Origin of the sequence: Nonomuraea rubra (assembly GCF_014207985.1) — a bacterium.
Lineage (GTDB): Bacteria > Actinomycetota > Actinomycetes > Streptosporangiales > Streptosporangiaceae > Nonomuraea > Nonomuraea rubra.
The window spans coordinates 411594-425801 of record NZ_JACHMI010000001.1; the positions used below are offsets into that span (position 1 = coordinate 411594).

Consider the following 14208-nt stretch of genomic DNA (forward strand, 5'->3'; position numbering starts at 1 on the left):
CTAACCTACGGTGGCCCCCTACCCTCCAATCAGGATCGTGATCGATGAGCGACACCTACGGCACTGACCGGATGCGAGCCGCCGTCCTCGCGGCGTGGACGGCCTCGCCCGCCCGGTTCCGCGAAGACGCCAACGCGGAGGAGGACTTCGCGCTCGGCGGCTACCGCGATCGGCTGATCGTCGAGCTGGCGCAGAACGCCGCCGACGCGGCACTGCGGGCGGGCGTGCCAGGGGTGCTGCGGCTGACGCTGCGCGGCGAGGTGCTGACGGCCGCCAACACCGGTGCCCCGCTCGACGCCACCGGCGTGGAGAGCCTGTCCACGCTGCGCGCCTCGGGCAAGCGTGACGAGGCGGGCGCGGCGGGCCGGTTCGGGGTCGGGTTCGCGGCGGTGGTGTCCGTCTGCGACGCGCCCTCCATCGGCTCGCGCGGGGCGCCCGCGGTGCGCTGGTCCCGCACGGAGACCGCGGCCCTGGTCGCCGACATCCCCGCGCTCGCGGGCGAGCTGGCCGAGCGCGGCGGGCACGTGCCGCTGCTGCGGCTGCCCTTCGACGAGCCGCCGATGATCGACATTCCCGAGGGCTTCGACACGGTGGTCCGGCTGCCGCTGCGCGACCAGGCCGCCGTCGAGGCCGTGCGCCGGATGCTGGCCGAGGCGAGCCCGGCGCTGCTGCTCGGCATGCCCGCGCTGGAGAGCATCGAGATCGACGTCGACGGCTCCGCGCGCACGGTGGTCGCCGACGGCTGGCACGTCGTGTCGGAGTCCGGCGAGTTCACGCCCGAGGAGGTGGGCAGGCTCTTCGCCGACCGGCCCACCGAGGAGCGGGCCCGCCCGTACTGGTCGCTGCGCTGGGCGGTGCCGGTCACCGGCACCGGCGAGCCGGGGCCGCTGCCCGCCGCCGTGCCGCCCGTGGTGCACGCCCCGACGCCCAGCGACGAGCCCATCGACCTGCCGGCGCTGCTGATCGCCTCGTTCCCGATGGCCACCGACCGGCGCCACGTGGCCAAGGGGCCGCTGGCCGACTTCCTGGTCGAGCGGGTCGCCGACGCCTACGTGCGGCTGCTGCGCGAGCTGCCGCGCACGTCCAGGCTGCTCGACCTCGTGCCGTCCCTCATGGGCAAGGGCGAGCTCGACGCGCGCGTCCGCCGTGCCGTGCTGGAGCGGCTGCCCGGCACGCCGCTGTTGCCCGCGCTGTCGGCGCCCGCGCCGGCCGTGCAGACGCCGTCGTTCGCCGACGAGAAGGTCTACGAGCCCGACGCGCAGTGGCAGGTCGAGCACCCGGCGCCGGAGCCCGACGGCGACGGCTGGGTGGTGACGGGCCGCGAGGCGGCCGTCGTGGCCTCCGCCTCGGCCGAGCTGCTCGCCACCGTCGCCGCCTTCGTGCCGGGGCTGCTGCCCGCCGGCTGGCCGGCCCGCCATCCCGCCATGGCCGCGCTCGGGGTGCGCAGGGTGGAGCTGGCCGACATCGTCGACCTGCTGTCGGGCGAGACCGTGGAGGCGCGCGAGCCGTCGTGGTGGCGCTCGCTGTACGAGGTGCTGCCTGCCGACGACCCCGAGTCGCTGGGCGCGCTGCCGGTGCCGCTGGCCGACGGCCGGCTCGTACGCGGGCCGCGCGGCACGCTCATCCTGACCGACGGCGGCGCCGAGCTCGACCTGACCCCTCTCGGGCTGCGCATCGTGCACCCGGAGGCGGCGCACCCGGCGCTGCTGCGGCTGGGCGCCGCCGAGGCGACGCCCCGCACGGTGCTGGACGACCCGCTGACCAAGGCCGCCGTCGCGCAGTCGCTCGACAGCCCCGACCCCGAGCCGGTGGCGCGGGCCGTGCTGTCACTGGTGGAGGCGTCCGGGCTGGGGCCGGGCGAGGCGCCGTGGCTGGCCGAGCTGGCGCTGCGCGGCACCGACGGCGAGCTGTACCCGGCGGGCGAGCTGATGCTGGCCGACGGGGCGCTGGCGGCGGTCCTGGAGTCCGGCACGCATCTCGGGGTGGCCGCGGCCGAGCTGGAGGAGACCTACGGGCCGCGCGTGCTGGCGGCGGCGGGGGTGCTCGACGGGTTCGCCGTGGTGCACGAGCCCGACGTGCTGCTCGACCCCGACGAGTGCGACCACGACCTCGACGGCGAGGCCGACTGGCTGGACCACGTGCTCGACCTGCTGCCCGAGCTGGACGTGCCGCCGCTGGTGCCGGAGTTCCTCGCGGTGCGCGACCTGGAGCTGGTGGCCGACTGGCCGGCCGCGCTGGAGCTGCTGACCACGCCGCCGCTGCGGGCCGCGCTGCACCCGCTGCGCGTCGAGGGCGTCGAGGTGCCGTCCTACACGGCGTGGTGGCTGGCGAACCATCCCGTGCTGGGCGGGCGCAAGCCGCTGGAGCTGCGGCTGCCCGGGGCCGACCCGCTGCTGCAGGGCCTGTACTCCGACGCCCCGGCGGGGCTCGACGAGGCTGCGCTGTCGATGATCGGCGTCCGTACGACGCTGCCGGAGCTGCTGGCCTCGCACGGCGGCCCCGAGGAGCTGCTCGACCTGATGGCCGACGAGTCGATCGAGGTCGACCGGGCCCAGCTGCGGGCCCTGTGGATCTCGCTGGCCGCCGTGGACCCGTCGCGGGTGGCGCCGCCGCCGAGCCTGCGGGCGGTGCTCGGCGGGGAGATCGTGGTGGCCTCGGCCGAGGACGCCGTGGTGGTGGAGGCGCCCGACCTGTTGCAGCTCGTCACCGACCGGCCGCTGGTGCTGGCCCCGTACGACCTGGCCGAGGCCCTGTCCGAGCTGCTCGACCTGCCGCTCGCCGGCGAGCTGACCTCCGGTGCGGTCACCTCGGAAGGGGTGACGCGGCAGGTGCCCGCCGAGGTGCGGTCGCTGCTGCCGGCCGCGCCCGGGACGTACGTCGAGCACGAGAAGCTGCTGGTCGACGGCGTGGAGTGCGCCTGGCGCTTCTTCGAGGGGGCCGTGCACTGCACCGGGGTCGACGGGCTGGCCAGAGGGCTGGCCTGGGCGACCGGGCAGTGGAACGACAGGCTCGCGGTGGCCGCCCTGCTGCGCGACCCGGAGGCGGTGCCGCTGCTGCTGGCCGAGGCCGACCTGTCCTGACGCCGCACGCCGGGGAGGCGCCCCCGTGGGCCCTCCCCGGATCCGGTTCCTGGTCAGGCGCCGCAGGTGGTGCCCGCGGCCGGCACCTTGCCGTCGATCACGTACGCGTCCACGGTCTTCATGACGCAGTTGTCGCCGGTCAGGTAGGCGCCGTGACCCTCGCCCTCGTAGGTGACCAGGACCCCGGTCCTCAGCTTCTCCGTCAGGCTCGTCGCCCACCGGAACGGCGTGGCCGGGTCGCCCTTGCCGCCGACGACCACGATGGGCGCCGAGCCGGTGGCGTCGATGCGCCTGGCCTCGTCGTCCCCGCGGACCGGCCAGAACTCGCACCCCCCGCTGGTGACCCCGTCGAAGGACAGCACCGGGAAGATCTTCTTCACCCGCTCGTTGATCTTCGCCATCTGCGCGGAGGTGGGGCGCTCGGCGTAGTCCGCGCAGTTGATCGCCTGCAGGCTGGTCATCATCGTGTTGTACGTGCCGTCGGCGCGCCGCCCGGTGTAGGAGTCGGCCAGGGCAAGCAGGATGGTGGCGTTGCCCTTGAGCGCGGCGGCGGTCGCCTGCTCCAGCACGGGCCAGCTCTGCTTGGCGTACAGCGGGGTGATGACGGCGAGCTGGCCCAGCCAGTACGTGAGCTCGCGGTCCCCCACCTTGATCGGCTCGGTCTTGAGCCCCTCGACGAAGTCCTCGATCGTCTTGACGACGGCGGCCGGGGTGGCGCCCAGCTCGCAGCTCTGCGCCACGCAGTCCTCGGCGAACGCGTCGAGCGCCTGGTCGAAGCCCGTCGCCTGGATCACGGCGCGTTCCTCGTAGGTCACCGAGGGGTCGAAGGCGCTGTCCAGGACGAAGCGGCCGACGTTCTTGGGGAAGTGGGTGGCGTAGACGGCGCCGAGGTGGGTGCCGTACGAGAAGCCGAGGTAGTTGAGCTGCTTGTCGCCGAGCGCGGCCCTGAGCAGGTCGAGGTCCTTGGCGGCGTTGACGGTGCCCACGTGCGGCAGCACCTTGCCCGACTCCTGCCGGCACGCCTGGACGAACTCCTTGGCCAGCGCGTCCTGGTCGGCGTCCGCGTCCGAGGCCATCATCTCGGCGAACTCGTTCCCGCAGGTGACGCCGGCGCTGCGGTCGACGCCGCGCGGGTCGAAGCTGACCAGGTCGTAGCGGGTGCCGAGCTTGCTGAACGCGGAGGCGGACATGGCCAGCGAGTCCACGCCCGACGCGCCGGGGCCGCCGAAGTTGAACACCAGCGAGCCGAGGCGGTCGCCGGTGGCCTTGACCCGGATGAGCGCGAGGTCGATCTTCTCGCCGTCGGGCTTGGCGTAGTCCAGGGGGACCGGGAGCCTGCCGCACTCGACGCCGGGGCCGGGGGTGAGCTGCTTGCCGTCGGGGCCGACGAGGTCGGTGCACGCGCTCCACGCCACCGTGCCCGTGCCCGCCGTGCTGCTCCCGGCGGGCGGTGCTGAAGTGCCGCCGGTGCTGCAGGCGGTGAGCACCACGGCGCCCAGGAGGAAGGTTGCGATGGGCTTCTTCATGCAACCAAGCATGGGTTGACGGGCATATGCCGATGTAGTGGGCGAAAACACCACTTAGAGGTGACTTCGGGGAACAGTCGGAGATGACGAATGTCACCTGCCGCGCGGGGACGTCAGTCGCCCCTGGGCCTGCGTACGAGCCACATGCCGAAGAAGCCGAACCCCACACCCGTCAGGCAGGTCCAGATCCACCAGGTGTTCTCGGGAGCGGGACGGAAGATCAGCAGCGCGACCAGGGCGACCGCCCAGGCGCCGGTGCCGACGGCGATGGCGGCGGTGTCGTTGGTCTTGATCGGCTCGGGGTCGGGGTGCCACTGCTGCTTCACGTTGTCCAGCCTAGCTTCCAATCGGGTCTCGATCTCATCACTGGCTCTTTTCGCAGTTCACCACTACTGTCACTCTTCGCGTCGTGAGTGACACACGTAATGCGATAGACCGTTTCTTCGCAATCTCCGCACGAGGTTCCACCGTCTCCCGAGAGGTACGCGGTGGCATCGCCACGTTCTTCACGATGGCGTACATCGTCGTGCTCAACCCGTTGATCCTGGCCAGCGGCAAGGACGTGGAGGGCCAGTTCATCGCCGACAGCGCGACCGCTCCCGTGGCGCTCGTCGCCGCGGGCACGGCGTTCGTGGCCGGCGTGCTGACGATCCTCATGGGGGTCATCGGCAGGGTGCCGTTCGCGATGGCGGCCGGGCTCGGCCTGAACGCCTTCGTCACCTTCCAGATCGCCACGGTGATGACCTGGGAGGAGGCCATGGGCCTGGTCTTCCTCGAAGGCGTCATCATCGCCGTGCTGGTGCTGACGGGGCTCAGGACGGCGATCTTCCACGCCATCCCCGCCCAGTTGAAGACCGCCATCAGCGTGGGCATCGGCCTGTTCATCGCGCTGATCGGGTTCGTGGACGCCGGTTTCGTGCGCAAGGCCGCCGGCACGCCGCTGGAGCTCGGCATCGGCGGCACCCTGACCTCCTGGCCGATCTTCGTGTTCATCATCGGGCTGCTGGCCACGGCGGCGATGGTGGCGCGCAAGGTCAAGGGCGCCATCCTGATCGGGATCGTCGGCACCACGATCCTGGCCATCATCGTCGAGGCGATCGCCAAGCTCGGCCCGTCCTCGCCGGACAACCCCTACACCTGGCAGCTCAACCGGCCCGTCGTGCCCGAGCAGATCTTCGGCTTCAACAACCCGCTCGTCCTGTTCACCGAGTTCGACCCGTTCGGCGGGTTCATCCGGGTGGACGTGCTGCTGGCCGCCCTGCTCGTCTTCACCCTGCTCATCACCGACTTCTTCGACACGATGGGCACCATCGTGGGCGTCGGCCGCCAGGCGAACCTGGTGCAGGAGGACGGGACGCTGCCGCGGACCAGGGAGATCCTGCTCGTCGACTCGCTCGGGGCCGCCGCCGGCGGCGCCGGCTCCGTCTCCTCCAACACCACCTACATCGAGTCGGCCGCGGGGGTCGGCGAGGGCGCTCGCACTGGCCTCGCCAGCGTGGTCACGGGGTTGCTGTTCCTCGTGGCCATCTTCTTCGCGCCGCTCGTCACCATCGTGCCGTACGAGGCCGCCGCGCCGGCGCTGGTCATCGTGGGCTTCCTGATGATGACCGCCATCAAGGACGTCGACTGGAACGACTTCGACATCGCGATCCCGGCCTTCCTCACCATCGTGATCATGTCGTTCACGTACTCGATCTCGAACGGGATCGGCGCCGGGTTCATCAGCTACGTGCTGATCAAGGTGGTGCGCGGCAAGGCCCGCGACGTGCACCCGCTGCTGTGGGGCGTGGCCGCGCTGTTCGCGCTCTACTTCGCCATCGGCCCGATCCGGGCGCTGCTCGGCCTCTGAGGCCGTACCCGATCGTCACACCTTCGGAGCCGTCCCGCACGCGCGGGGCGGCTTCGGGGTATCAAGGGGTGGAACGACAGTTGTGTCCGGAAATATCTTGCCTTGCCGTATAGTTAGCAAAGGTAATGACTCATGCTAACCAAAACCCAGCCCAAGATGGACCTGCGCAGCGACGCAGGTCTGGCTTCAGCCCTGCGCGTTTCATTGGCAAGGCTGAACCGACGCCTACGACGCCAGGCGGCAGCGCACACGCTGACGCCCACCCAGTTCGCGACCCTCGCCGCGGTGGAACGGCATTCCGGGATAACCCCCGGCGAATTGGCCGAGCTAGAGAAGGTGCAACCACCCTCGATGACGCGCGTGATCGCCGCCCTCGAGGAGCGCGGCCTGGTCGCCCGCACCCCGCATCCGACCGATCGGCGCCAGGTGACCGTGTCGGTGACCGAGGCCGCCGAGAAGCTGCTGAAGGAGGAGCGCCGCCGCAAGGAGGCGTGGTTGACGCAGCGGTTGAAGGAGTTGTCTCCGGAGGAGAGGTCGATCCTCAGGCAGGCGGCGCCGATCCTGGAGAAGCTCAGCAAGATATAGAGCCCGAAGAACCCAGGACCGGGATGTTCCGGTCACTCAGGGTTCGTAACTACCGCATGTTCGCGGCGGGCGGCACCGTCTCCAACATCGGCACCTGGCTGCAGCGCACCGCCCAGGACTGGCTGGTGCTCGACCTGACCGCCGGCCCCGGCAACGCCCACGGCAGCGCGGCGGCGCTCGGCACGGCGACCGCGCTGCAGTTCCTGCCGATGTTGCTGTTCGGGATGTTCGGCGGGGTGCTCGCCGACCGCTACCCCAAGCGGCCCATCCTCATCGGCGCCCAGACGCTCATGGCCGGGCTCGCGCTCACCATCGGCATCCTCACCATGACGGGGACCGCCCAGGTCTGGCACGTGTACGTGATGGCGTTCCTGCTCGGCATGATCTCCTGCGTGGAGGTGCCGACGCGGCAGGCGTTCGTGGTCGAGATGGTCGGCCGCGCGGACCTGCCCAACGCGATCGCACTCAACAGCTCCATCTTCAACCTGGCCCGCGTGGTCGGCCCGGCGCTCGCCGGCGTGCTGATCTACGTGCTGGGCGGCACGGGGCCGATCTTCCTGATCAACGCGCTGACGTTCGGCGGGGTGATCTCCAGCCTGATCTTCATGCGCAAGGCCGAGCTGAACGTCGCCGAGCCCGTCCCCCGGGCCAAGGGCCAGCTCCGCGAGGGGCTCCGGTACGTGCTGCGGCACGAGGAGCTGCTCATGCCGGTGCTGCTGATCGCCTTCGTGTCGATGTTCTCGCAGTCGTTCTCGATGTCGATCGCGCTCATGGCGCGGGAGGTGTTCGGGGCCGGGGCGTCCTCGTTCGGGCTGGCGTCCAGCATGTTCGCGGTGGGCGCGCTCGGCGGGGCGCTGCTCGCGGCGCGGCGGGCGCGGCTGTCGCGCAAGGTGCTCTTCGCCGGGGCGATCGGGTTCGGGCTGTTCCAGATCGCCACCGGGGTGGCGCCGTTCTACCCCGCCTACCTGCTGCTGCTGATCCCCACCGGGATCGCGCTGATCACCATCAACACCGTCGCCAACGCCAGCGTCCAGATCGCCACCTCGCCCGAGATGCGGGGCCGGGTCATGGGGATCTACATGCTGGTCTTCACCGGTGGGGCGCCGCTGGGGGCGCCGCTGATCGGGTGGCTGTCCGAGCTGGGCGGGCCGCGGACGGGAGTCATCCTGTCCGGTGCGCTGGTCCTGGTCGGGACGGGGCTGGCCGTCCTGATGACGCGGCTGATCAGCTCGCGCGTGGGCAGGCCGGCGCTCGCCGTGGCATGAGTCATTGCATCCGGGCGGGCACTCGCGGCAGGCGGGTGCCCGCCTCTGGCGTACGGGCGGTGTGAGGGGCGAGGGCGGGCGGGAGGAGAATCGTGAGGCATGAGGCTCTTCGCGGCGCTGGTGCCGCCCGACGACGTGCTGGACGAGATCGCGCGTGCCATCGCGCCGCACGTCGGGCAGGTGCCGGGGCTGCGCTGGCCCGACCGGGAGACCTGGCACATCACGCTCGGGTTCTTCGGCGAGGTGCCCGAGCAGGTGCTGCCCGAGCTGGAGGTCCGCCTGGCCCGTGCCGTACGCCGCTACCCCGTGCTGAACCTGGCCTTCGACGGGTTCGGCGCCTTCTCCTCCGTACGGCGGGCCCGGGTCCTCTGGGTGGGCGTCACCGGCGACTCCATGACCAGGCTCGCCGACTCCGTCAAGGCGGGCGCGCGCCGGGCGGGAGCGGCGCAGACCGACGAGAAGCGGTTCCACCCCCACCTCACGCTCGCCAGGGCCAAGGCCGAGACGGACCTGCGGGAGCTGGTGGAATCGCTGTCGGGGTTCAGCGGGTCGCCGTGGCGGGCCGAGCGCGTCCGGCTCGTCCGCAGCCACACGGGAGCGCAGGTGAGGTACGAGTCACTCGCCGAATGGGCGCTGGCACCCGCCGAGCAGGGCTAGGCTCCAGGTCGTGGATCGTCCTCGCCCCTGGCTGCTGCCCATCGTGCTCGGCCTGCTGCTGCTCATCGTCGTCGTCGGCGCCCTGCTGAGCTGATGCCGCGCACGCCGTGAGGGCCGCTGCCGGACGCGTGACGCCACGGCAACGGCCCGCCGTACGGTGGAGCGGCTACCAGGCGTAGTCCTCCGGGGCGGTGCGGTGGCCGGGGAAGATCTCGTCGAGACGGGCCAGCGCGGCCTCGTCGAGGTCGATCTCCAGGGCGCGCAGGCTGCCTTCGAGCTGCTGCATCGTGCGCGGGCCGATGATCGGCGACACGACCGCGCGCTGCTTGAGCAGCCAGGCCAGGGCGACGTCCGCCGGGTCCGCGCCCAACTCGTCGCTGAACTTCTCGTACTGCTCGATCTTGTCGCGGTGCCGCTCCAGCTGCTTGAGCATGTGGTCGGCGCCCGAGCGGCCCTTGTCGAGCTTGCGCAGGACACCGCCGAGCAGGCCACCGGCCAGCGGGCTCCACGGGATGACGCCGAGGCCGTAGTCCTCGGCGGCGGGCAGCACTTCGAGCTCCGGCGCGCGCGTGAGCAAGTTGTAGTGGGTCTGCTCGCTGACCAGGCCGAAGAAGCCGCGGCGGGCCGCGGTCTCCTGGGCCTTGGCCAGGTGCCAGCCCGCGAAGTTGGACGAGCCGACGTAGAGGATCTTGCCCTGCTGCCGCAGGACCTCCATGGCCTCCCAGAACTCCTCGAACGGAGTCGTCCTGTGCACGTGGTGGGCCTGGTAGACGTCGATGTAGTCGGTCTGGAGGCGCTTCAGCGAGGCGTCGCAGGCCCGGCGGATGTTGAGCGCGGACAGGCCCCGCTCGTTGGGCCAGTCGCCCATGTCGCCGTAGACCTTGGTGGCCAGGACCGTCTTCTCCCGGCGGCCGCCGCCCTGGGCGAACCACCGGCCGACGATCTGCTCGGTGATGCCCTCGCCCTTCTGGCCGCCATAGACGTTCGCCGTGTCGAAGAAGTTCAGCCCCAGCTCGTGAGCCCGGTCCATGATCGCGAAGGAGTCTTCCTCCGTGGTGCGCGGGCCGAAGTTCATGGTGCCGAGGCAGAGCGGGCTCACCAGGAGACCGCTGCGTCCGAGATTGACGTAGTCCATGACGAACAACCCTAAGGACCTGGAGTGCACTCCAGGCCATAGACTCGCTCCATGATCTCGCAGCCCCGGCCGGATCTCCTCCCCTCGTGATCGCGCTGCTGCGTGCCGCCATGCCGCTCTTCCTCGCGATGGTCGCGGGCACGGCCGGGTCGCTGGTGGTCACCTCGGTGCTGGGCAACCACGACACGGTCACGCTGGCGGCGTTCGCCGTGATCAGCGCCGTGCTCAGTGCCGCGGCCGCCGCCGTGCAGGGCGCGTTACGCGGGCTCGGGCCGTTCGTGGCGCCGTTCAGGGAGGAGCCCGCGGCGGCCGTGCCGGTCGTGCGGGACGCGCGCTGGCTCAGCCTGGCCACGGGTTTGCTCGGCGCCCTCGTGGTGCTCTGCGTGCCGCCGCTCGCCCGGCTCACCGGGGTGCCGGACGAGGTGGTGCGGGAGATGGGCGTGCTGCCGTGGTTCCTGGCGGCGTATCTGCTGGTCTTCGCCTCCACCGGCGGGGCGAGCACCATCCTCGTCGCGCTGGGGCGCAGCGGGTACGTGCTCTGGCCCACGCTGGTCTTCGGGGTGGGCGTGGCCGGGCTCACCGCGCTGCTGGTGCCGGGCCTCGGGCTGACCGGGGTGGGCATCGCCTGGGTGCTCTCCGGCGCGGGGGCGGCGGGCGTGGCCACGCTCAGCCTGCGGAAGGCGCTGGGGCGGCCCATCGGGCAGGGGCGGCCCAGGACCCGCGAGATCATGAAGCTGGCGAGGGTCAGCATCCCGCTGGCCGGGACCGTGCTCATCAAGTTCGGCGTGCTGAGCGTGGTGACCTTCGCCGCGAGCACCACGGGCACGCGCGACACCGCCGCGCACGCGGTGCTGAGCACGCTCACCGGCATGATCATGCTGGCCTCCCTGTCCGTCGCGCAGGCCGCGGTGCCCGAGGTGGCCCGCGCGGCCGACCCGGCCGGCGCGCGGCGGGCCCACCGGAGCGCGGCTCTGCTCGCTGTAACAGGGACGCTCGTGGTGGCCGGTCTGCTGCTCGGGCTCGGCGACAACGTGCTCGGGCTCTTCACCGACGACGGCGCGGTGCGGGAGCGGGCGCTCGGCCTGCTGCCGCTGATGTTGCTGTCGGCGACGCTCGACGCGGCCCAGGCCGTGCAGGGCACCGGCCTGACCGCGCTCAAGCGCTCCGCGTCCAGCCTGCTCTACTTCGTCATCGGGTACGGCCTGCTGGTCGTGGCCGCCGTCCCCGTCGCCAGGACGTGGGGCATCGACGGGCTGTGGGCGGCCATGGCGGTGGCCAACGGGCTCCTGGTGGTGCTCCAGGGCACCGGGTTCCACCGCCACAGCGCCAGGGTGGGTCAGAACCCGGGCAGCACGAGGTCCCCCGCCCAGGCCCGGTAGGTGTAGGACTCCAGCTTCCGTACCCGGCCGCTGTTCACGTCCACCGCGTACGTCGTCTCGCCCAGCGTCGGAGTCCCGTCCTTCCCGCGCTCGAACGGCGGGTTGCCGGTGACCATCACCTCGTTCGCGCTGAGCCAGCCGCCGATGCGGGAGACCTCGAAGCCCTCGGGCGCGTCGCGCAGCTTCGCCCTCGTCAGCTCCCGCCCGGTGGTGACGTCCAGGGTGACGATCGTGTCGGGCGGGCGCGAGTTCATCCCCTGCGTCGCGCCGTCCAGGAAGGGCAGGACCCGGCCGTCGGCCGACGGCTCGCCAAAGCGTCGCAGGTCGTCAGCCGGCGAGGGGACCACCTGCACCTCGCCTCCCTTCAGCAGCCCCAGCCTGCCCCGGTCGTCGCCGAGGACGACGGGGCTGCCGCCGTTCCCGATGCGCTGGATGTACCAGCCCGGTGGCACGTCGGTCACCTGGCCGCTCTCCATGTCCACGACGACGATCGGCCAGCCCCGGCCGGTCATGGCCAGGAAACGGCCGTCCGGCGAGAGCCGTACCAGGCCGGCGCCCTTGACCATGGTGTCCCGCGGGAACGTCTGCGGCGTCAGCAGGACCGCGCCCGTCTCCAGGTCGCGGACCGCGTAGCGCTGGTCCGACTCGCGGTAGTACGCCACCTTCCGCCCGTCGGAGGAGATCACCAGCGGGGCGCCGGTGTTCATGTAGTTGCCGGCGGTCTGCTCGGTGAACACGCTCACCGCGTCCGGCATCCTGAAGCTCTCGCCCCCGCGGGTCACCAGCCGCCACTGCGCGCACTCCTGGCCGGCGAAGGTGTGGGTGTTCTTCCGGTAGTCCCACTGCCTGCCGCAGAAGTCGTAGTACGCGTACGCGGCCCGGTCCACGCCCTGCCCGGGCAGCACGTCGGTCACCGTGCCGCTGATCGTGTCGCCGCCGGGGGAGGCGGTGAGCAACGGCACGCCGAGCGCCAGCGCGACCAGCGCGGCCACCACCGACCCGAACGACGCCGCCCTGCGCCGCCGTGCCCCCCGCACGGCCCGCTCGGCGAGGTCCACGTCGGGAGCCTGCTCGGCGAGCAGGCGGAGCTCGTCGGTGAACCTGGTCATCGGGGTACCTCCTCGGGATCGACGTCGTGCAGCAGCTCGGCCAGCTCGGGGGCGAGGGTGCGCAGGCGGCCGAGCGCGTGGCTGGTCTGGCTCTTGACCGTGCCCTGCGAGCAGCCGAGCAGGTCGGCGGTCTCCTCGACGCTGCGGTCCTCGTAGTAACGCAGCACCAGGACGGCCCGCTGGCGCGGCGTCAGGCGCATCAGGGCGCGCTGCAGCGCCATGCGCGTCAGGCTCTGGTCGCCCGGGTCCCGGCCCGGCCCGACGTCCGGTGGATGGGCCGTGGGCGTCTCGGCCCGCCTGCGCCTGCGCCAGGAGGTGTGCTCGTTGACGAGGGCACGGCGCACGTACGCCTCAGGGTTGCCGTCGGCGAGCCGCCTCCAGTGCCTGGCCGCTCGCATCAGCACGGTCTGCAGCAGGTCCTCGGCCTGCGGGGCGTCACCGGTGAGCAGGTACGCGGTACGCATCAGCGATCGCTGGCGCCCCCGTACGAACTCCCTGAAGCCCTCGTATGGATCCATGCCTCTCCTTTCACCCCCTAACAACGCGACCCGGGGCGACCGCGTTGGAAGGCCGGTCCGGCGCGTGCGCGGGTGGGGCATGATGGCTGGCGTGGGGGACTTCGTGACCAGGATTCTCGTCGTCGTGGCGGCCGTGTGCCTGCTGCCTGCCGGGCCGGCGTTCGCGGCGCCCGACGACGGGGCGGAGAAGCTGTTCACCTTCAAGGACCAGCGGATCACGGAGTCGAGCGGGCTGGCCGTGTCGCCGACGCACGACGGCCTCTACTACACGCACAACGACAGTGCGGCCGCCCCGGCGTTCTACGCGGTGGACGGCGAGGGGCGCACGCGGGCCACGTTCCAGGTGCGGGGCGCGCAGGCGCGCGACTGGGAGGCCATGGCGGCCACGAAGGACCCGGTGACGGGGCGCGGGGTGCTCTGGTTCGCCGACATCGGCGACAACCTCGACGGCGCCTGGCCGAACGTGTCGGTCTACAAGGTGATCGAGCCGCAGACCATCGCCGACGCCACGCTGCCCGCCACCCGCTACCGGTTCCGGTACGCCGACGGCGCGCGCAACGCCGAGGGCCTCATGGTGCATCCGAAGACCGGGCGGCTGTACGTGGTGTCCAAGGAGTTCGCCGGCTCGGTGTACGCGGCGCCGCAGAAGCTGCGTACGGACCGGGTGAACGTGCTGCGGAAGATCGCCAGCGCGCCCCTCATGGCCACCGACGCCGCCTACGCCCCCGACGGCTCCTCCTACGTCGTGCGCACCTACTTCTCCGCCACCCTCTACCGGCCCTCCGGCGAGACCATCGGCAGGGTGACGATGCCGGAGCTGGAGCAGGCCGAGTCGATCGCGTACACCGCCGACGGGCGGTCGCTGCTCGCCGGCAGCGAGGGGCCGCGCAGCCCGGTCTACCGGGTGCCGCTCCCGGCCGGGAGCACGCCCACGCCGAGCCCGCTGAGGGCCGAGGAGGAGCAGAAGAAGGAGCCCAGCCCGGTGGCGCGCGCCGAGGAGAGCGACGGCGGGGGGCTGACGATCAGGGACGTGCTCATCTGGCTCGCCGCGGCGGCGGCCGCGATCGGCGTGATCACCTTCCTGGCCCGCCGCACGCGCTGAGCG

General features: G+C 72.0%; 12 protein-coding genes. 7 read left to right on the top strand and 5 right to left on the bottom strand.

The features are described 5' to 3' along the window. Positions 1 to 44: 44 nt before the first annotated feature. Complete coding sequence (locus HD593_RS01920) at positions 45 to 3080, top strand: sacsin N-terminal ATP-binding-like domain-containing protein (RefSeq protein WP_185100409.1); 3036 nt, start codon at positions 45 to 47, stop codon at positions 3078 to 3080. 53 nt (positions 3081 to 3133) lie between these two features. Here the strand turns inward: HD593_RS01920 and HD593_RS01925 are convergent, their stop codons facing one another. Together HD593_RS01925 and HD593_RS01930 are read right to left on the bottom strand one after the other, a co-directional pair. Next, complete coding sequence (locus tag HD593_RS01925; RefSeq protein ID WP_185100410.1) at positions 3134 to 4606, bottom strand: alpha/beta hydrolase; 1473 nt, start codon at positions 4604 to 4606, stop codon at positions 3134 to 3136. Positions 4607 to 4719: 113 nt separating this feature from the next. Next, on the bottom strand, positions 4720 to 4932 hold the full coding sequence (locus HD593_RS01930) for a DUF2530 domain-containing protein (RefSeq protein ID WP_312903312.1): 213 nt from the start codon (positions 4930 to 4932) through the stop codon (positions 4720 to 4722). A gap of 83 nt (positions 4933 to 5015) precedes the next feature. On the opposite strand from HD593_RS01930, the gene HD593_RS01935 reads away from it, so the two are divergent. The 4 genes from HD593_RS01935 to thpR all read left to right on the top strand — a co-directional run bounded on the left by HD593_RS01935 (position 5016) and on the right by thpR (position 8962). Beyond that, the gene (locus tag HD593_RS01935) at positions 5016 to 6455 is read left to right on the top strand and encodes an NCS2 family permease (protein ID WP_185100411.1); all 1440 of its coding nucleotides are present in this window, start codon (positions 5016 to 5018) and stop codon (positions 6453 to 6455) included. Between the two features lie 132 nt (positions 6456 to 6587). Beyond that, positions 6588 to 7040 (top strand): MarR family winged helix-turn-helix transcriptional regulator, encoded by a 453-nt coding sequence (locus HD593_RS01940; RefSeq protein WP_185100412.1) that lies wholly within the window; start codon positions 6588 to 6590, stop codon positions 7038 to 7040. A 23-nt stretch (positions 7041 to 7063) separates the two neighbouring features. Further along, a complete protein-coding gene (locus HD593_RS01945) occupies positions 7064 to 8305 on the top strand; it encodes an MFS transporter (protein WP_185100413.1) in 1242 nt (413 codons plus the stop codon). Between the two features lie 99 nt (positions 8306 to 8404). Next, complete coding sequence (gene thpR, locus HD593_RS01950; protein WP_185100414.1) at positions 8405 to 8962, top strand: RNA 2',3'-cyclic phosphodiesterase; 558 nt, start codon at positions 8405 to 8407, stop codon at positions 8960 to 8962. 166 nt (positions 8963 to 9128) lie between these two features. Here the strand turns inward: thpR and HD593_RS01955 are convergent, their stop codons facing one another. Next, the gene (locus HD593_RS01955) at positions 9129 to 10097 is read right to left on the bottom strand and encodes an aldo/keto reductase (protein ID WP_185100415.1); all 969 of its coding nucleotides are present in this window, start codon (positions 10095 to 10097) and stop codon (positions 9129 to 9131) included. Between the two features lie 86 nt (positions 10098 to 10183). Here HD593_RS01955 and HD593_RS01960 point away from each other — a divergent pair, with 86 nt between their 5' ends. Beyond that, positions 10184 to 11476, top strand: coding sequence for an MATE family efflux transporter (locus tag HD593_RS01960; protein WP_185100416.1), 1293 nt, complete (start codon positions 10184 to 10186; stop codon positions 11474 to 11476). On the opposite strand, the gene HD593_RS01965 is transcribed toward HD593_RS01960, so the two are convergent. Together HD593_RS01965 and HD593_RS01970 are read right to left on the bottom strand one after the other, a co-directional pair. Then, positions 11434 to 12585: a hypothetical protein gene (locus tag HD593_RS01965; RefSeq protein WP_185100417.1), complete on the bottom strand. Its 1152-nt coding sequence runs from the start codon at positions 12583 to 12585 to the stop codon at positions 11434 to 11436. The two genes, HD593_RS01960 and HD593_RS01965, sit on opposite strands and share 43 nt — an antisense overlap. Beyond that, the gene (locus HD593_RS01970; RefSeq protein ID WP_185100418.1) at positions 12582 to 13103 is read right to left on the bottom strand and encodes a SigE family RNA polymerase sigma factor; all 522 of its coding nucleotides are present in this window, start codon (positions 13101 to 13103) and stop codon (positions 12582 to 12584) included. The genes HD593_RS01965 and HD593_RS01970 overlap by 4 nt, the downstream gene beginning before the upstream one ends. 82 nt (positions 13104 to 13185) lie before the next feature. On the opposite strand from HD593_RS01970, the gene HD593_RS01975 reads away from it, so the two are divergent. After that, entirely contained in the window at positions 13186 to 14205 is a 1020-nt protein-coding gene (locus HD593_RS01975; protein ID WP_221525531.1) for a hypothetical protein, read from the top strand. Positions 14206 to 14208 lie beyond the last annotated feature (3 nt).